Annotated in this window: 14 protein-coding genes; 2 read left to right on the forward strand and 12 right to left on the reverse strand. The window is 34.5% G+C overall.

Going from position 1 to position 18,013, the window contains the following annotated elements:
• Positions 1 to 570 precede the first annotated feature (570 nt).
• From ACLIJJ_RS21685 to ACLIJJ_RS21710, 6 genes are all read right to left on the reverse strand, one after another.
• Positions 571 to 846, reverse strand: coding sequence for a hypothetical protein (locus ACLIJJ_RS21685; protein WP_411411645.1), 276 nt, complete (start codon positions 844 to 846; stop codon positions 571 to 573).
• A 163-nt stretch (positions 847 to 1,009) separates the two neighbouring features.
• Complete coding sequence (locus ACLIJJ_RS21690) at positions 1,010 to 1,147, reverse strand: hypothetical protein (protein WP_237943660.1); 138 nt, start codon at positions 1,145 to 1,147, stop codon at positions 1,010 to 1,012.
• 383 nt (positions 1,148 to 1,530) lie between these two features.
• Positions 1,531 to 3,582, reverse strand: coding sequence for a beta-galactosidase (locus tag ACLIJJ_RS21695; protein WP_411411646.1), 2,052 nt, complete (start codon positions 3,580 to 3,582; stop codon positions 1,531 to 1,533).
• Between the two features lie 51 nt (positions 3,583 to 3,633).
• Entirely contained in the window at positions 3,634 to 4,374 is a 741-nt protein-coding gene (locus ACLIJJ_RS21700) for a carbohydrate ABC transporter permease (RefSeq protein WP_411411647.1), read from the reverse strand.
• A gap of 86 nt (positions 4,375 to 4,460) precedes the next feature.
• Positions 4,461 to 5,315, reverse strand: a complete 855-nt coding sequence (locus ACLIJJ_RS21705; protein ID WP_341081598.1) for a carbohydrate ABC transporter permease — start codon at positions 5,313 to 5,315, stop codon at positions 4,461 to 4,463.
• Positions 5,316 to 5,448: 133 nt separating this feature from the next.
• Complete coding sequence (locus ACLIJJ_RS21710) at positions 5,449 to 6,759, reverse strand: ABC transporter substrate-binding protein (protein ID WP_411411648.1); 1,311 nt, start codon at positions 6,757 to 6,759, stop codon at positions 5,449 to 5,451.
• Between the two features lie 344 nt (positions 6,760 to 7,103).
• Here ACLIJJ_RS21710 and ACLIJJ_RS21715 point away from each other — a divergent pair, with 344 nt between their 5' ends.
• On the forward strand, positions 7,104 to 8,369 hold the full coding sequence (locus ACLIJJ_RS21715; RefSeq protein ID WP_341080258.1) for a helix-turn-helix domain-containing protein: 1,266 nt from the start codon (positions 7,104 to 7,106) through the stop codon (positions 8,367 to 8,369).
• 283 nt (positions 8,370 to 8,652) lie between these two features.
• On the opposite strand, the gene ACLIJJ_RS21720 is transcribed toward ACLIJJ_RS21715, so the two are convergent.
• The 6 genes from ACLIJJ_RS21720 to ACLIJJ_RS21745 all read right to left on the reverse strand — a co-directional run bounded on the left by ACLIJJ_RS21720 (position 8,653) and on the right by ACLIJJ_RS21745 (position 16,340).
• Complete coding sequence (locus tag ACLIJJ_RS21720; protein WP_411411649.1) at positions 8,653 to 11,310, reverse strand: glycoside hydrolase family 3 C-terminal domain-containing protein; 2,658 nt, start codon at positions 11,308 to 11,310, stop codon at positions 8,653 to 8,655.
• Positions 11,311 to 11,675: 365 nt separating this feature from the next.
• Positions 11,676 to 11,957 carry an HPr family phosphocarrier protein gene (locus tag ACLIJJ_RS21725; protein ID WP_233317258.1) on the reverse strand — a complete coding sequence of 94 codons (282 nt, stop codon included), beginning with the start codon at positions 11,955 to 11,957 and terminating at the stop codon, positions 11,676 to 11,678.
• 172 nt (positions 11,958 to 12,129) lie between these two features.
• Positions 12,130 to 12,846, reverse strand: a complete 717-nt coding sequence (locus ACLIJJ_RS21730; protein ID WP_233317259.1) for a GntR family transcriptional regulator — start codon at positions 12,844 to 12,846, stop codon at positions 12,130 to 12,132.
• Positions 12,847 to 12,961: 115 nt separating this feature from the next.
• Positions 12,962 to 13,582, reverse strand: a complete 621-nt coding sequence (locus tag ACLIJJ_RS21735; protein WP_411411650.1) for a sugar O-acetyltransferase — start codon at positions 13,580 to 13,582, stop codon at positions 12,962 to 12,964.
• A gap of 31 nt (positions 13,583 to 13,613) precedes the next feature.
• The gene (locus ACLIJJ_RS21740; RefSeq protein WP_411411651.1) at positions 13,614 to 14,996 is read right to left on the reverse strand and encodes an MATE family efflux transporter; all 1,383 of its coding nucleotides are present in this window, start codon (positions 14,994 to 14,996) and stop codon (positions 13,614 to 13,616) included.
• A gap of 444 nt (positions 14,997 to 15,440) precedes the next feature.
• Positions 15,441 to 16,340 carry an AraC family transcriptional regulator gene (locus tag ACLIJJ_RS21745; protein WP_233317261.1) on the reverse strand — a complete coding sequence of 300 codons (900 nt, stop codon included), beginning with the start codon at positions 16,338 to 16,340 and terminating at the stop codon, positions 15,441 to 15,443.
• Between the two features lie 192 nt (positions 16,341 to 16,532).
• On the opposite strand from ACLIJJ_RS21745, the gene ACLIJJ_RS21750 reads away from it, so the two are divergent.
• Entirely contained in the window at positions 16,533 to 17,348 is an 816-nt protein-coding gene (locus ACLIJJ_RS21750; protein WP_233317294.1) for a Cof-type HAD-IIB family hydrolase, read from the forward strand.
• The last annotated feature ends 665 nt before the right edge of the window (positions 17,349 to 18,013 follow it).

Here is an 18,013-nt window from a genome sequence, read left to right on the forward strand (position 1 = left end):
AAGCAATAATGTAAATTTAATAGAAGGACATAATTATCCGAATCTAATAATGCTGTCTTTGGCGGATTTTTATGGCCTTATAGCTCATTTTCTTATTTAACTTTGCTCAAGGTTGATGCCAAAGCAAAAAAAGAGCATTAATCCTTCATCGATCAACACTCGCTAAAGTAGGAAAATCCTTTTTATGTGCAATTATTCACAAGTTCATCTAAAAAAATGTAATATTTAACCTTTTATTACATCTATTAAGTAACTTCCCAAAAGAATAAGATTCTTACTTACTCCTTATCTAAGGTCAGTTGCCTTTATTTATTCTTCTATCATTATCCAATCTTCCACGAATATCCAATATGGCAATTATCGTATATAATATCCAATATACAGGATATATTAGTATATCCATCACAAAGCTGTTGACAAAAGAATTATTATCCGCAAAAAGCGATACTACTATAACCGCTATAATTATTATTAAAAGAAACTCCATAATTTTATTAGCTTTAGTATATTTACTGGTGTTATTTCTATATCGTTCTGCTAACGATTGTCTTTTTGACCATAAACTGACCATTATTGATTCACGAAGCCTTTATATTTCCAGCTCTTAACAGTGTATATTCGTCCATTTTTAGTATTGCCAGCTGAAATAGTACCCACAATAGCCATACTCCTTCCGGCCAAAGCATAATTTTGAAAAGCCATATTTATTATATACCAGCACATTGAACCTGCAACGCCAATTCCTTTAATTGTAGTTAAAGCCACTTTAGAAAGATTTAATTGTACATTTCCGTTTTTCTTCGCTCCAGTCCAAACAACTTTTGTAACACCTGCACCTCTGGCCATTTTTTTAAGTTCAGCAGAAATTTCAATTTCTGAACGCTCAGCTGCCTTAATAAACTCCTCATCAGTTATGAAACAAATAGTTTCATTACCATTTGTTTCAATACTTCCTCAGAATTATCTTCGTTAATAAAATCATCCATCACCCTATTATTAGAAGCTGTATCTATAGCTTCTCCGGTAACTCTCCAATAAAGGGGAGTGCACTTTCTTTTGCAATAGAAACATGCGGTAAAATACTCCCTGCTAACAAGATGGAAGTTAACATTACACCCCCTATGCGCTTTACATTAAATACTTTCATTGAATGACACTCCTTATCTAAATTAATTTAGAGTTTCAGTGAAAATATAACACATCTATACGGGTTTATTTTTGAACATTCTGTTAATTATAAAAAAAGCCCGATAGTACTATATAAAATTGATGTTAATCGACTAACTTCTATGACAATTTTGTGTAATGAGAAGGAATCTATCATGGAAAACCTAGTAATTTTCTATCCCAATTTAATCACATATGAATTTAAGGGAATTAAAAAGGCATGAGTCCAATTAAAAATCGAACTCATGCCCCAGTAAGCAGCCAATTGACATAGGAGTCACTTCGAATCACTTGCTAACGTTAATGAAGCTCCCCTACCAAATAACTTATTATTTATATTTAATATTCCCAGCAATGATTAGCTTATTTGGTATTCTTCGATTCCAGCACCAATACACCATAAGGCTCTAAAGTAACCCCACCACATACTTGATTACCTGTTAACATATTTCTAAACTCTTTTTTGACAACAATTTCTTGTGGTTTATCAGAATAGTTTAATAAGAATGTATAGTCATTCCCATCCTTTTGTCGAATAGCTAGCTCAATTTCTTCAGGCAGCTTAAATTTGTCTTGATAGCTATTAAGTTCAAATTCATTGATTAATAGGGAAGCCAAGTCTAAATTAAATACTCCACCATAATAATAACTACTACCTAATCCATCATTACGTTTGACTAAAGCTGGTTTTCCTTCAAAATGTGCGCCCGCGAATGTACTGATTACCTCTACATCTTCTTGTAGTTGCAGGACTTCATTGAAATCATTCGCCTCAATATCATGTGCTCCTTTAAAGTTAATGCTCGGTACCTGTTCAAAAGGAGCAACTCTCGTAAACTCTTCTACTGTTATGCCCACCAAGTCAGCAAGATATCCTGGGAATTCCTTCATATATGTTTGACCCGTTTCATCTTTATAGCCTGAACGGCATCCGAAAATAATATTTCCACCTTGCTGAACATATTCACTAAATAGATTAGCTTGTTGCTTGGTGACAATTGCGGCATGTGGATAAATTAATACTTTATATCTCTTTAAATCATCAACTGTAGTTTCTGAATGCAGGTTAAGGGCATCTACTGGGATATGATTATATTGAAAAGCTTTAATCCATGCATCCTTACTTTTGGAAGCATATGGCCCATGCCATTGATCAAACTCTCCATCCCATTCATTATCATAATTCAAAATTAAAGCAGCTTCTGCTTGATAAGAGGAACCTACTATCTTCTCCCCAATTTGCTGAATCTCGCTGCTGACTTGCTCAACCTCTTTTACACGTCGGTTTGGTTGATTATGATAGTCATTGATTCCATGCCAATAAATTTCCGTTCCTTTCGTTGCCGTTCTCCATCTAAAATACATCACCATATCTGCACCGTGAGCGATAGATTGATAAGTCCAAAGTCTAAGTTGACCTGGCTTTGGAGAGGGCTGTTCAAGTCTCGTCGTCCACCCACCAGAACCAGATTGTTGTTCAAAAATAGCATAGTTTGGCGAGATACTCCTTACAACACTTAAATTCCAGCTCCATTTTCTGTCTCGTAACGGCTTTTCTGAATGGTCTTCAATCACCCTTCCAAAGTTAGGATAAGAATCATAGGCATAGAAATCAAGTATTTCATTTGTCATTTTGTGATTATCTATATGCTTGAACATTCCGTTCGTTGTAATCCAATGATTCGGTGCATGTTTACGTAAAATGTCTGCTTGTAATGTAGCATAGGATATGGCGCTGTCCGAAATAAACCGTTTTTCATCCAACATATGATGAGGGTTAGGTGAATTTGGCACAGTTTTACGAGTTAAGTAAACTTGACTCCAACTCGTATATGTTTGGTTCCAAAACACCGTACCCCAGGCCTCATTTAAGTTATTCAGCGTTTTATATTTCTCTTTTGCCCATTTTCGAAATGCTGTGTGATCTGCTTCTGAATAGAAAACATCTATCTCACAATTTAACTCGTTGTCGATTTGCCAGCCCGCGATAGCTGGATTGCTACTGTAATGTTGGGCCATTTGAGTGACGATAATCGATGATAGCTTTCGATAATTTTCCGAGTTGTAATTATAGTGGCGTCGTGCACCATGTTGATAGGAAATACCGTCTTGAGCAACATTTAGTACGTCAGGATACTTCTCAGTTAGCCAAGCTGGAGGGGTTGCTGTTGGTGTTCCCATAATGACACTTAATCCAAATTCATGAGCCTTAGCTACTGCTCGATCAAATAAATCAAAGGAAAAAGTCCCTTCTTCCGGTTCAAATATTGTCCAAGCAAATTCCCCCATACGAACATAAGTGATACCTAGGTCTTTCATGCGCTTAAAATCGTCCTCCCATAGGTCCTCTGACCAATGCTCCGGATAGTAGCATACACCAAGCTTTAATTTATTTTCTACTAATCTTTTTTCCATATTTATTCCTCCATAGATTTAATTTTATCTTACATAAAATCATAACTCCTTCTATTCCTTAATAGACCCTCCAAGAATCCCCGATACAAAGTGCTTTTGAAGAATGAGGAAAACTATCATAATTGGAAGTACAGAAATAGTTGTACCTAACATCAATTGTCCATAATCGATAGAATTAAGTCCTGCAAGGGTAGATAACGCAACAGGCAGTGTATAGTTTTCTTGTGTTGTCATGACAATTAATGGCCACATAAAATTATTCCATTGGTGTGTAAACAAGAAAATACTGACTGCAGCCAAAGTAGGCTTCATAGTTGGTAACACTATTCTAAAAAAAATATACAATTCCCCTGCCCCATCTATCCTAGCTGCTTCTAACAATGAATCTGGAATACCCTTCATATTTTGCCTTATCAAAAAAATGGCAAAAGGATAGCAAATTTGTGGTAATAGAACAGCCCGGTAGGTGTTAATCCAATCTAATGAACCAAATACTTGGAATAATGGAATGATTGTTGCTTGATATGGAATCATCATCGCAAGCAGGAAGGATGCAAAAATCAGATTATTTCCTTTAAATTTATATTTAGCAAAAGCATATCCTGCTGTCGAACAGACTAATAAACTCATAAGTACATAAATAATGGAAATGACAGATGAATTAAGAACTGCTTGAACAATATCAATTGATTCACTTAAGTTTTTATAGTTCTCAAATAAATAATCTCCTGGCACCAGTTTAGGTGGAAAGGATAACACATCCCCAGATGGGTTAGTAGCTCCTACCACCATCCAATAAAAAGGAGCTAGAGATATGACAACCCCTATTAGTAGAAAAATGTGTAAAGACGTTTTTTTCAGCAATTTATGATTTCCCATTAGTCATCCCTCACTACTTTAAATTGAATCCAAGAAAAGAATGCAATAAATATTACAATGACATAAGCAATCGCAGAAGCATACCCAAAGTCAAAGTAACCAAAGGCCTGGTTGTATAAGTAGTAGGTTAAAGTAAGTGTTGCATTGTTTGGTCCACCGCTTGTTAAATTATAAGGTTCATCAAACAATTGGAATGATCCAATTGTGGAGAGGATGAAAGTAAATAATAATACTGGCTTTAATTGTGGAATCGTTATCGTAAAAAATTTACGAATGGAGCCTGCTCCATCAATACTAGCCGCTTCATAAAGACTGTGGGGGATACTTTGCAGCCCTGCGAGAAGAATGACCATATTATACCCCGTCCATCTCCAGGTGGTTACGACGATTAAGGAAACCCTTGCCCAAAATGGATCTGTTAACCAACCAACCTTCTCCACCCCAATAGAGGCTAATAAATAATTGATTAATCCATAATCTGTATTTAACATAAGAACAAATATGACAGACGCTGCAACTAACGAAGTAACAGCTGGAGTGAAAAAGGCTACTCTGTAAAAGCCTTTCATTTTTAGTAATGTTGAATTAAGGAAAACAGCTAATATAACTGCTATAAGCAACATAATTGGAACTTGGACGATTAAAATAATGAATGTATTTCCCAAAGCTTTATAAAATAGCGGGTCACTAAACAGTCTAGTGTAATTTGCCAAACCAGAAAATGTAAACTCCCCCATAACCTTTGTCTTAAAGCTCAGTAAGAAGGAAGCGATAATTGGATAAACGGTAAAAGCTAAAAACAGCAGAAGAGCTGGCCCAATAAAGAAATAGGGTGTACTTTTAGCGGTAAGCAGCTTTTTCTTCTTTTTAGGCTGTATAACGGCTTCCGACTCCTCTTTTAAAGAACGACCTGTTTGCAATATCATCACTCCTCCATATAGTTAGAATTAGACTAGGAGGACTAGTCCGCCTAGTCTATTAGCTTTTTTATTCTGAGACTTCTATTCCTATTTGCTGCTTCGATTGTTTTTCCCCATCAATTAACATTTGCTTCGCCGCTTTATCTTCTAGTAAAAACGCTTGAAATTCACTTGTCATGATTGATCTAACCTCTAGTTCAGCTGGAGCATGGTTAATCGGTTGAATGTCTGCTACTGTATCTGAAAAATTCTTAAAGAATGGTTTATTGTTAAAATACTCTTGGTTTTCCGTTAGGATCGGACTATCATATGCTTCTAATAAGGATGGGAATAACCCCCTATTTGTTAATCCTAGAATTTGCGAATCCACATCAGTTGTGGCAAATTCTGCAAACACGTAAGCAGCTACTTTATTCTCAGACGAACTTGGGATCGCTAAAGCAGATCCTCCATCATTTGCAGCCCTAACTCCACCTTCTTCAACAGCTGGAAGTCTAAACATATCCCACTTACCTGCTAATTCGGGCATCTGTTCTAGCATAGTTCCACTCCACCATACAGCCCCTGGATGTGACGCAACCTCACTGTTTTTCATCGCAGCTACTTGACCATCCCAGTTAGTTGTATACGTAATAATCCCTGCATCCTTCATCTTTTGGATGATAGCAGCGGCCTTCTCTGCTTCAGGTGAAGTAAGATCTAATTTTCCATCTTCCGTAAAATAATATTTACCTTGTTGTTGCAGCATAATCCGCAAAAGCGCCTCACTATCAGTCCCTAAAAATGCCTTGCCTGTATGGGCAACTACTTTCTTACCAGCTTCGATATAGTCATCCCATGTTTCAATACTTTCAGGATCTATCCCTACCTCCTCGAAAATATCTATGCGATAAATTACGCCTACTGGACCCAAGTCTCTTGGTGCAGCGATAATGTTACCGTCTTGATCCTTCAAACCTTCCACCTTAGAGGTCGAAAACTTATCTTCATGTTCGCTGTAACCTAGCTTACTAAGATTTGTGAAAGCATCAGGAAATTTATTAGTAAATGAATGAACACGATTATTTTCAACCTGGACTAAATCAGGTAAACCACTACCACCACTTGATAATCCAGCACTTAGTTTTTGATACACTTGGTCTACCCCTAGATTTTCGACTGTTACTTTTACATTTGGATAAATCTTATTAAACGCAGGTGTTACATCTTTTTCTAAGTAATTGGCTTCTAGCGCCCATGCCCATACAGTAACTTCCCCTTTTACATCCTCTGGGTTTTCTGGAATGGTCAGATCTTCGGAATTTGATGCACTATTACTACAGGCACCTAGTATTAAAGACATCATCATGAAAAAACTAATAAACCAATACTTTCTCACTTGTCACTCACTCCCCTTAATGTTTAGAACATAATACCCTTGTAATGGATGCGTTTTCATTTTAAAATAATCAGCATTACAAGGAGGATTAGTTAGAATTATATATTTATTCAGAACATTTTTATGGTAGATTTTCCACTAAAATGGTACTTAATCATTTTTAAAAATATATTTTTTTACCTTTTCCTTTCAAGTGGCTTACTTTTCCATGTCCGTTCTTAAAGGATACCTTGCGTTCTCTCCGAATTTCTCTTTCATATCCTCCCTAGTTTGAGCAACCTGTTTTTAACCGTAAAACTGTGCTTTAACAAATTTCACTATAAATAGTTAAGGGGGATTTTATAATGGATCATACATTCAGGGAAATTGGTTTGGAATTTGGCTGCAATTTAATTAATGAGACAACGAGTATCCCAATCTCAGTCCTAGACAAACAAGGTAAATTAATACTCAATCATTCATCTAACCTACCTCATAATCCAATGTTTTCTTCCTATGAGGAGCATTTAAAAAGCATCAATCTATCAGAAAAAGAGAAAACACTTCCAATCATGTGTTCAACTATATTTCAGGAACAGTTCGTTCTAATTCCTATTGTTGAAAACCATACGTACATCGGGACAATTTTCTTAGGCCCAACGGTATTCGCAAATCCTTCAGAAGCAATGTTAACCAACATATTTTATGCAAATGATTTAGGTGAACTAACCCCAAAAGTAAAAGACTATTTTTATTCCTTGCCTGTAATAAGTAGATGGAGGTTAATTAAATCAAGTATTCTTCTTTCTTATGTTTTATTTAAAGAAAAATTTGACATGAACGACATTACGGAAAAAAATCTCTATTCAATAGATAATTTCCATCAACACCAAGTATCAGACAAAAGCATTTCAGATTTACGTCAAAACTCCTCCTTTCATCACGACCCTGCTGCCGAAAAGAAATTATATCAATATATTACGGATGGAAATAAAGAAGATCTAATCATCTATTATAAAGCCTTTCATCAAAGATCCGATTTTGAATTTGGAGTATTGTCAAAGCAGTGTGAAATGAGAAGTCATAAGAACTTAAAAATAGCAGGGATTACGCTGGCTACTCGAGCGGCAATTGCTGGTGGTTTAAATCCTGAAATTGCTTATACTTTAGGAGATAAGTATATTCAGGATATTGAGGAACTTCATACGATTAAAGAGGTTGAGACACTTACTGAAAGTGCCTATTTGGACTTTGCTGAAAGAGTATATAAAGGTAAAAGACAGCAAAGCTCCAAAACAATAAGTGATTGCAAGCATTACATATTTAAATATATATACGAAAATATTTCTCTCGCTGTCCTTGCTGACTATGTCTCCATGAATCCAAAATATCTTTCTAACTTATTTAAAAAAGAGGTTGGGATTTCAGTTACGGAATATATTCAGCAATCTAAAATTGATGAAGCCATAAAATTAATGATATTTTCTAATTACTCTTTATCAGAAATATATACCCTGCTTAATTTTACCGATCAAAGCTATTTCACTAAGGTGTTCAAAAAGTTTACAGGTTTTACACCAAAGCAATACATGAAAAATAACATCGGAAAGGAGAAAAATCTTAATTTCTGATTCAAATTAGCATTCTCTCTTTTAATATTGCGGATCATTCATAGAGATACATAATGTCTCTTATGAACTGGATTTTTTTCTGTAGCGGCAGTGACATACAGCAATAAATTAATCAAAAAAAACTTTGTACGGAAGCGATAAAAGCTTAAAAAAAATAACCGTCTAACTCCCTATATAACAAGGATTAGACGGTTTTGCTGCCAAATTTACTTAAGCGTTAAATGATAAAAGATAACACCTTCCCTCAATTTGGACTTTTTTATCTTTTAAAGTTGATTTCGCTTTAGATAGTTACACTTCCTGCTAGACGAATATCACTTGAAGAGCTGCCTACATATATAGCTACTTCTCCTGAAGGAAAGATCCATTTGTTTTTCTTTTCATCATAATAAGAAAAGGCTTTTGAATCGAGTTTCATTCTTACTCTCTTTTCGTTCCCAGGCTTTAGTTCAATTTTTTTAAATCCTGCTAATTGTTTGGGAGATGTCTCTATGTTAGCAGGAAGTTTACCAATGTATACTTGTACTACTTCAGAGCCAGTCACCCTACCTGTATTTATTATATTGAAAGTAACTTCAACCATTGGATCAGTGGATTCTGACGAATTTTTAACCTTTGTTTTTAAATTTTCATAATCGAATTTAGTGTAGGATAAACCATGTCCAAAGGAGAAAGCTGCTTTAATGCCAGCTTGTTCATAGCCACGATAACCGACAAATATATCTTCTGTATATTTTATAACTTTATTAATTCCAGGATATTGTTCTTCCGTAGAAACAGGTGTTGAGTCTTCATCGACAGGAAATGTGACTGGCAGCTTTCCAGAAGGATTAACATCTCCGAATAATACATCAGCTATAGCATTTCCTTGTTCCTGACCTGGATACCATGCTTGTACAATAGAAGCGACCTTATCTTTCCAGCCACCCATCTTTACAGCAATCCCACTTTCATTAACAACCACGACATTTCTATTTACCTTTGCGACTTCTTTAATTAATTGTGATTGGTTATTAGGCAGTTCCATATCTGACCGATCTATGTAACCTTCGCTATCATACGTTCTTGTTACAATAACCGCTACATCTGATTTTTCCGCTAAGTTAACGGCACGCTTGATATTTTTGTCAATAATTTTGTCTGAAGCTTTCCATCCAAAGCGTAATTGTCCGCCATTCTTATATCCAGGAGCCTCTTTGTAGTCTGTTTTATACTCTATTTTCAAATTATGATTTCTGTTTGCTTCCAAAGAAATTGTCTGTTGTACTGTTTTCAGTTCTTCACCAGCATTATCAATCACTAACTTTCCATCAATATACACTTTACTCGATCCATAACTTGTCGTAGATAAGGTGTATTTATCTGTTTTCGGTACATTTATTACACCGGTATATCTTGCAGACATCTTGCCATTTAAGCTAGTTGGCAGTTTGTCTAACTTAGTTGATTGTGCGTTAAAACCTTTATAATTATAGAAACCAAGATTTAAGCTAACTTGTTTAGCGGTATGTTTAAATTCTGGATTTCCTTCCATATTCTCATTCGACCAGTATTCAGCTGTTAAACCATTCTCTTTTGAACCTGCAGCTGGCAATAAGAAAGAAGAAGGAACTGCATCAGGCCCAGGAAAAATATCACCGGTATTAACTGGATCTGTCCCTGCCTCATATTCAACTTGTACATTTGCTCCTGCACGTCTCTTTATACCCTCTAGCGGACTTACTGTATAAGTAGGATTAACAAGAGAACTCCCTCCGCCAGCTGCTGAAGCATTATCCGCGTCAGGTCCAATGACCGCAATTGACTTCAGCTTTTGTGTATTTAATGGTAAAACATCCTTCTTATTTTGCAACAATACCATTGTCTCAGCAGCGATTTTACGAGCTATTTCCCCATGGGCTTTTATATCAATTGGATTGTTCTGCGTGGGGTTATCAAATAAACCTTTTTTAAACATTTGGTAAAGAATTCGATAAGCACTTTGATTAATTGTCTCTTTTTTTACTTTCCCTTCATATACAGCCTGTAGAAGCTTATTTCCCCATACTCCAGAAGGCTCTCCCGGTGTTTCTAAATCAAGTCCGGCATTAATAGAATCAACTGTGCTGTTATTAGCTCCGTAGTCACTCATGACAAATCCTTGATAGTTTAAGCGTTCTCTAAGTAGACCTGCTAGTAAATCAACATTATTGCAAGCATGAATACCATTGACCTTATTATATGAACACATGACACTTCCTAAATCAGCATTTTCAATGATGCTTGCAAATGGTCTTGCATAGATTTCATTTATTGCTCGTGCACTTGCTTGAGAGTCAATCGTAAAGCGGTCTTTCTCTTGATTATTCAATAAATAATGCTTGGCTGTCGCCAAAACACTATTACTTTGAAGAGCATTCACATAGCTTGTTGCCATTTGTCCTTGCAAATATGGATCTTCACCGAAAGATTCAAAGTTTCTTGCGCCGAAAGGAATGCGGGCAATGTCAAGTCCAGGACCAAGCATAACATTATGCGTCGTATTAAAAGCTTCATTCCCAATCAGGTTTCCATATTCTTTTGCAGTCTCTATATCCCATGTTGCTGCAAGGCTTATTGCAGAAGGCAAGGCAGTTGATTGTCTATTTTGAATTTCAGGATTAGCTATGCGGACTCCAACTGGTCCATCTGCCATTTGTAAGGCTGGTATGCCGTATTTTGCTAATCCCTGATTATAAAATCCGTAATCACTGTTGACGTTTCCGGTAATAAAGTCTACCTTATCCTCCAATGACATTTTTCCGACTAAAGTACGAGCTCTTTCTTCAGCAGAAAGACCTTTGTTCATCCACGGAAACTCTTTGGCAAATGCATATAAAGGTAATGTTGAAAGACTAAGAATCATCGCGAAAAGAATCATGACTTTCATCAACTTGCGTCTCACTACTGAAAAATCGGCCATTATCCCACTCCTTTTTATTATTTTTAGTAATTTCAACGTTCTTCTCCTATATAACTATGATTTTCTAGATCTAATGCCTTATAGTCCTAAGAGCAGAATTTTGTAGTAATGAATAGGCTACATTATTCATCATTCCAAATCATCGAATCTGAGATAATTTCCCCTAAAATATAGAAAATAATAACATTCCAATAAAATAAAAAAATCGTACATTTTGGCTATAAAATGTACGATAAGAAAATTATTCAACTAATATTAAATTCAATCTAAACTCATCATCGCTTATTGACGGTTGAGTTTATACAGAGTTCATTCATTTCTCTGAACAGGGATTCTTAATGATTTATTATCATTTCCAAGTGCAGCTATGGTATGATTAAGGAGTTATTATCCAACTTTCCTTCGTTAAAAAATTTCTCCAAAGTGGAAATAGCTTTCTGTTCATCTTTTCCATTGGCAACTAAAATTATTTCGTCTTTCTCCAAAACATTTAAATTCATAATATCCATTAAATCAATCCCACTAGTAACTCCCTTATAAATAATATGTATTTTACAATCAAACAAAGAAGCAATTGCAACAAAATAACATGTGTTTCTTGCCTGTAGTCCTCTTGGAAGATTAACAATAACCTGACTTCTCAACATAATCTGCACCTCAAACACAAATTAATTTTGAGTATTCCTTTCAACTAATCAAATATCTTTTATCCCTTATCAAGTGGGACTTTCATCATTAGCAACTTATTAAACGAATTAAAAAAGTGAAATTATTCATTTTAAAAATCAATTATTTTATGTATTTTTGACTTAACATAAATCATATGGAATTAAAACTATTTCCTTTAATAACGAATTTAGCTTGTTTATAATGATATATTGCTTTTGAGTAACAGAATGGCTGCCCACTTGTAAGATGGTAAATGATTTCTTTACACAGCATTGGATCCCCTAATTTCAATCCAAAAAAACTTGCTTCTTCAGAGTTCAGTTTATCCAAATTTATATAAATATCAGGAAATCCTATTTTTAATCCTAAGACGTCTTTCAAATAATTATTAATTGAATTAGAAACTATTTCTTTGTCCAGATAAGAAATAATATCCTTATTATAAAACACTTGTTCCGTGCATAACACTTGCTTTTCCATATAATGAACTAACTTTACGGAATATACTTTTGAGTATTTGTCTATATCAAGAGCATCTGCAACCTCTGGTAATGCACTTACTATTTCCATGCCGACTACTTTTTGCAAAGCAGGAGAACTATTATGATCAACTTGTTGAAATTTCTGGGATGGCAATAGATTAAAATAACCTTGTCTGCTTTGGCCTCTTACAAAAATCCCACTTCCTCTCACCAAAAAAACAATTCCTTTGTCCTCCAACAGTTTAAGTGCTTTTATAATAGTACTTTTGCTAACCTTATAGTGACTTATTAACGTTTCAATTATAGGTAACTTGTCTCCTTGTTGTAATGCATTTTCTGTAATATACCTTTCCATTTCCAAAGCAATATACTGATATTTCAACATTATGATCCTCGCTTTTACAACGATGTAATATTATATAATGCAGATTTTTTTTATGTGAGTGGGAAAATTTTTTTCGCCACTCACTGCTCACTCGTTTTACCTAGCTTATCTTACACTACCTTAAGCTTGCTTCCTCATCTAAGTCTTGTTGTGTTATTTTTCTGTCCTTATAGTAGTATTCCATATCATGTTCATTTATTGTTCGCATTACTTTGCAAGGATTACCAACAGCAACTGAGTTAGCTGGAATATCTTTTGTCACTACGCTTCCAGCCCCTATAACACTGTTTTCACCAATGGTTACCCCTGGACATATGATACTTCCTGCTCCAATCCAACAGTTATCTTCGATTTTTACTGGTTCAGCATACATATACTCTCTGTAATTAGGATTGATTGGATGGCCAACAGTAGCAATTGTTACGGCCGGACCAAACAACACTTTTTTTCCAATGATAATTTTCGTGTCATCAACAAAATTACAATTAAAATTAATGTAAGTACCTTCTCCAATTTCAATATTTGTGCCATAGCAAAAATAAAATGGTGGTTCAATCCATGCTTTAGTTTCCTTACCGAATATTTCTGCCATTATTTGAACTCGGTCTGCTAATGCATCTGGTCTTGTTGCATTAAATTCCATCATTCTTTTTTTAGCTTGCATCCTATCTTCTGGTAATCCTTCACAATAATCAGTAAATAACTTTCCTGAATGGATTCTTTCTCTCATTGTCATATGTCATTTCTCCTTTTCATTCTATTATTCATTATGATGCCACATCTCTTGTAATATTTTTAACCCATCTATATTGACTATAACGATATACAGCCAACGGCAGCTTGAGTATTTCATCTAAATTGAGTACTGCATACAGTAATATAGGGTGTAAATTCCACACAAATGCACTCAAATAGCCTAATGGCAATACTATAATCCACATTACAACAATATCACACCAAAGCCCAAATTTCGCATCTCCTCCAGCTGGAAAAAAACCCCCAATGATTGTTGAATTAATGGACTTACCAATACAATAGTAAGCGCATACATATAACATTCCATCTAAGTATGATTGGGCATTAACGTTTAGGTCTACTATAAGGAACACCAATGGCTTTATCACCAATATAGTCCCGCCTGCTACAATACCTAAAAGCAATGCATATAAATTGATTCTTTTGGATGCTTTTATTGCCATCACTGTGTCATTGCTTCCTAAATATTTTCCAATAAGCACAGCACCTCCGCTAGAGATACCTGCACAAAACACAACTGCTAAGTTTCTAACTACGGTTGCGATAGAGTTTGCCGCAACCATATCAGCACTTACATGTCCGATTATTGATGTAGCAACTGTTAAGCCACCGCCCCATACAAAATAATTAGCTTGTATAGGAATTGTATATTTTAGAAAGTCTTTACGTAACTGACGATTAATCTTATCTTTTAATGGTAGGTGAAATTTAACTTGGCTGTATCTGATTGAATGAATGATACAACATCCAAGCTCTACGAACTTAGCACATACAGTTGCCACAGCTACCCCTGTAATGGCCTTTTCCGGCATACCCGGAAAGAATACATAAACACAAAGTGCATTTAAGCCGATATTAAGAAAAAGACAAATGGAACTAATCCATGCACTGAATCGTGCGTTCTCCATACTTTTTATCACGCTAAAATAAACCTGAGATAGTCCCATTGCGATATACGAAAACGACACAGTACGCAAAAAGATCTTTCCATAGTAAATTAACTCCGTATCATTTGTAAGTAATCGCATTAGCACTTCGGGAAAGCAAAACGAAAACACAAAAAATATTATCGATATACTCAGTGAAAAAATACTAGTAATGCTAAATACCCGTTGAATTACATTTACGTCATTCCTTCCCCAATATTGAGCCGTGAGTATACCTGCTCCAGTTGAAATACCCATATAAAATAGCGACAATACAAAAGTTACTTGTCCCGCAAGTGATACGGCAGACATTACAGATTGATTAATGACACCAAGCATTATAACATCTACCGCAATGGCAGCTGCTGAAATTAAATTTTGAAATGCTATTGGTAATACTAACGAAAACAAGGAACGATTAAGGGTACGATTAAATTCACTATTTGATTTCTTTTCTTGTTTTGACACTTCACACCCCGTCTTTCTTATTTTAAATATAAATAAATTGTATATGTTTACATAGATCACTTCCATCAAAATCAAATATCATTCTTTCGAAATCGTGTATTTCATAAGAATCGTCCCTTATATTTCTACTTAGGTCTTGTACATAAAATCTATAAAAATAGTGTTTGAGACAAAACAATATATAACCTATCTAAACACGAATAATGTAATTTCATCTGAATTTGGGATATGGCTTTAAAATTAGTTCATTTCATAACGCTCCCATCCATTCTACTAAGATTTTTAATTATTGTATTAACACCGAAAACACAAAAAACCGAACTAATTATCAAAAACGATAAAATAGTTCGGTTTTTATGCAGATTTACATACTTATAACTCAGCCTCATTCTTACTTCTGAATTAGATGTGACAAAATACATTAGAACATTTTAAATTATAACTTTAGTAAGTAGAACTAGGATTGGCTATTGTAATTTGCTTTCGATAATCCTGTGGCCCATAGCCCATTTTCTTACGGAAAGTATAGGAAAAATAACTTCCACTTTGAAAACCACACGCAATTGCAATTTCACTGATAGATCTATTTGTTTCTTTTAACATTTCGCAACTTTTTTGAATTCGATAGCCTATTAGATAATTATTGGGAGTTTGTTCAATATATTTACTAAATAAGTTACAGCAGATACTTCTACAAACATTCCCAGCAAACGCAATGTCATCCAGTGTTATTTTTTCTTCATAATGTTCATGAATAAAATTTGTCATTTTCCAGACTGTCCCCCAGGAATTGTCATCAACATGGTTCCTAGGGACTTTTTGTATATGGTCTCCTATATTTGCACAAAGAGACATAACTTGTGCATTTAAACGAAGTGGATTTGCGTTTTCATGCATTTCTTCATATATTTCATTTAATTTCGTCAGTGCTTCTTGTTGCCATTGAACTTGTTCATTCAATAATATATAGTCTTCAGTAGATAATCCGAATTTTTCCTCGAGGTAGACTTTTCCTACTTGAGTGTGCTCACCAAGCAATATAGGATGAATAACTACAACAATAAAGTGGCAATCATTCATATTGTTAGAATAACCATAATGCATACGCTTACTATTTACAAAAATACCATTTCCCTTTTCAATACTAACCGTATGACCATTCACAAAATATTCCATAGAACCTTCAAGTACTAAAATAAATTCTAAATCGGAATGCCAATGACTTGGTGCAACATATTTATCAAAGTAAAGTAATCTTCCTTTTCGCACATATAAAGGGAAATCAGGTATATTATAGTTTACTCGTTCAGATGAATCCGAAAATATTTCCAATACTGAATTCATGATTGCCTCCAAAGAAAATACGATTTTGATAATATTAAACCCAATTTTGATGGAAAACGCAAGTATAAATAATATAATATTGCTATTGAAAGAGAACTGATAAAGAGATAATAATTATAAGATATTATAAATAATACTTATACGGTAAATTCAAGGGAGGATTCAATTGTGAATGATATTAAAGTAATTATTATGGATGTGGATGGTACATTAACGAATAATGAAAAAGCGATATCTGCAGAAACAAAAGAGGTTTTACTAAAGGCACAAAAAGCTGGAGCAATCTTAGTTCTTGCTTCTGGTAGACCAACATCTGGATTAATGGATTTTGCGAAAGAATTAGAAATGGAAAAGCATCATGGACTTTTAGTTTCTTTTAACGGTTCTAAAGTCGTGGATTGTGAAACCAATGAAGTATTATTTAATGAAACAATGACTGTTGAACAAGGTCAAGCCGTGCTTGAGCATATGAAAAAATTTGAAGTAATTCCTATGATTGATAAAGATAACTATATGTATGTAACTGATGTCTTCAATAATGAAATAAAGTATAATGGTAATGATATTAACATAATGAAATACGAATCCCGTGGTGGTAAATATAAACTATGTGAAGTAGATGATTTGGCGGCATTTGCTGATTATCCACTAAATAAAATCCTAACTGCAGGATCTGATGATTATCTTCAGAAACATTACAAAGAGATGATGGAGCCTTTCAAAGATACGTTAAATTGTGTGTTTACAGCTCCCTTTTACTTTGAATTTACTGCTCAAGGAATTGATAAAGCAAAAGCATTAGATACAGTGCTAATTCCTAGAGGATACAAAAAAGAAGAGATGATTGCTTTCGGAGATGGACATAATGACGCTACTATGGTCGAATATGCTGGTATCGGAGTTGCGATGGCTAATGCCGTAGACGATTTAAAAGCTGTAGCTGATGAAGTTACGCGTTCAAATGAAGAAGACGGAATTGCTTATACATTAAATAAATATTTTAAATAAAACTAGATAAGTAACATAACTACAATTTATATTTAGGCAACTTTTATGATCTGTGTTTCGGATTCTACTGGACACAGATTTTAAAAGTTGCCTTCATTCATTTGGGCTTGTAAAAATCATATAAGTAATTTCTAAAACTGCTTTTAACTAGCCTACTACTGTATATGCTTTAAGAATAGCCTTTTCACCATCATTTGGAATATTGGAGATGATATAGTTTAATTAAGCTTTGAATAAAAACAGAACCCTCACATAGGAATATACCCTTTAGACAGATATACAAATATTGCTACGGGAAAAATACTAAATATCATAATTAAATTACTTAAAGCAACCCATTTTTTTGCTGAGAGGATTCCTAGGATCATTCCAACAGGGTTAATGATTAAAGTAAGCAATCCATAAGGTTCCTGAATTTTAAAAGCTAAATATGGCATCCATGAAACTATTCCACAAAGTAATAAGGTGATGGATAGCCAAAAGTATAATGGTCTTCTGGTAGTGACATGATTCATTAATCTCACTCTTTCCATTGCCTTTTTATACTTATCATAACATTATTACCAAATAAAGTAATTAAACCCATCTCCCTCCATAAACAAACATTTTTCTCTTAAACACAGACTTTCATGCAATAAGTTAGCGTTAACTCTCCATATAAGCAT

Source organism: Niallia laureatilytica (genome assembly GCF_046613985.1).
Taxonomy (GTDB): domain Bacteria; phylum Bacillota; class Bacilli; order Bacillales; family Cytobacillaceae; genus Niallia.